The organism is Vibrio sp. 2033, assembly GCF_033339735.1.
Genome location: NZ_JAWOVC010000926.1, coordinates 1 through 500, shown reverse-complemented (window position 1 = coordinate 500; position 500 = coordinate 1). Strand labels below are relative to the sequence as shown.

General features: G+C 42.6%; 1 protein-coding gene. It reads left to right on the top strand.

What is annotated here, in order from left to right:
- Positions 1–500 (top strand): AsmA family protein (locus R7P74_RS29860; RefSeq protein ID WP_318124363.1); only part of this gene is annotated, 500 nt, incomplete at both ends.

Here is a 500-nt window from a genome sequence, read left to right as displayed (position 1 = left end):
TAGCGTTAACTATTTTTGTCAATCCAAACCAATTTAAGCCACTGATTGTTGAGCAAGCTCAGAAACAGACAGGGTTAGAGTTGGTGATTGAAGGGGATATCAGTTGGCAATTCTTCCCATCAATTGGTTTTGAATTGGGAAGAACCGAACTGCGTAACCCGCAAGGTTTTAGTCAGCCAAATCTTTTTAAAGTCGACACTGTCGGTGTTGATGTTTCTGTCACACCACTTTTTAGCAAACAACTTGAAATCGGTAACATTACTTTAGATGGTGCGGAGTTCTACGTTGAAACGAAGAAAGACGGCAGCAAGAACATTGATGCTTTAACGAAAGCGCAAACTCAACAAGCAGAGCAACCGAATGATACTGCACCAGATCAAAGTGGCGAATCGCAGTCTGAAGGCTCAGATTGGAGTATCAACCTGGCTGGTGTTACGGTTTCTAATGGCTCACTAGAAATTCAAGACAAGCAAGCCGGCAATTACACCAAGCTGTATGAT